The organism is Vibrio sp. Vb1574 (assembly GCF_033338675.1).
The window spans coordinates 1-1,233 of sequence record NZ_JAWOTC010000295.1 but is presented as its reverse complement, the minus strand read 5'-3'; the positions used below and the strand labels follow the sequence as shown (position 1 = coordinate 1,233).

Sequence of the window (1,233 nt, the reverse complement as noted above, 5' to 3'; positions counted from 1 at the left end):
TCTTCAAAAAACGGCATAATCACCACATCCAGCTCAAGCATGCCACGACGACAAGCCCATTTAATACGCGCCTTTTCTTCAGGAGTGTACATTCATTATTCCTTCATAGATGTCTTGTTATTAATGCGGAGTGTAACAAGGGATGTGCTACGTCACTAGTGTGCGGGTCACAATACGTTAAGTAACTTCAAGGTGTCAGATTCAAAGCTGGTCACTGATTCAACACCACTGAACCTCACGTTTAGCAACAGCGAGCTCTTTCCTAATTATTCTGCCATGAAATCACGATAGAAAACGTCACCTATCCTTGATTGGCATACGTTGTTGACGTTTCTTACTCAAGGTTGATTAGATTTCCAAATTACCGCTACATCTGAAAACTGAGCGGTTCTCGCTAAACCGAACACCTTAAGGTGACTTGGGCATATTGAAAGCTGACAAATGGTGAATCTGCATTTAACATAGCTGAAAAATATCTTCAAAAGGCATTGTAATCATGGAATGGCAAACTCGCTTTTCACCGCTCAACCTATCGACTCAAGATGCTCTACCAGAACTGTCTATCTCACGACTCGATCATCTAGGCATGATCACCATGGTAGGCGATGACAAAAAATCGTACCTGCATGGTCAAGTTACCTGTGATGTGGTTTCTCTAGAAAAAGACCAATCAACACACGGTGCGCACTGCGACGCGAAAGGTAAAGTGTGGAGTGTATTCCGCTTGTTCCATCATGGTGATGGCTACGGCATGATCCAGCCGAAATCTGCGATTGAAATCGAACTGAAAGAAATAAAAAAATACGCCGTATTTTCCAAAGTCACGATTGAAGAATCTAACGATGTGATTCTTGGCGTTGCAGGTGTCAACGCCGATGCGTTTGTGTCTGCTTTAAATGAAGATGCCGGTGATGTACGCATCATCAATGGCGGCACTGCGGTAAAAGTAGAGGCGAACCGTTGGTTACTTGTTGTGACAGAAGAAGCGGCGCAAGCACTGATCGAAAACAGCGATGCTACGCTGACAACACGCGAGCTTTGGACTCGGTTCGACATTGAATCTGCACTGCCATTCGTTTCTGCCACAGCGCAAAACGAGCACATTCCACAAGCCTTGAACATTCAAGCCTTAGGTGGCATTAGCTTCACTAAAGGCTGTTACACAGGCCAAGAAACCGTAGCTCGAGCGAAATACCGCGGCACAAACAAGCGCGCTATGTACATCGTGAAAGG

At 45.1% G+C, this 1,233-nt stretch carries 2 protein-coding genes; one reads left to right on the top strand and one right to left on the bottom strand.

The genetic code is table 11. The annotated features are described in order from the left end of the window. The coding region (locus R7O12_RS25670) for a succinate dehydrogenase assembly factor 2 (protein ID WP_318126877.1) at positions 1-92 on the bottom strand (92 nt) is incomplete at its 3' end. A 404-nt stretch (positions 93-496) separates the two neighbouring features. Here R7O12_RS25670 and ygfZ point away from each other — a divergent pair. Further along, on the top strand, positions 497-1,233 hold a 737-nt coding region (gene ygfZ, locus R7O12_RS25665; RefSeq protein WP_318126876.1), incomplete at its 3' end, for a tRNA-modifying protein YgfZ.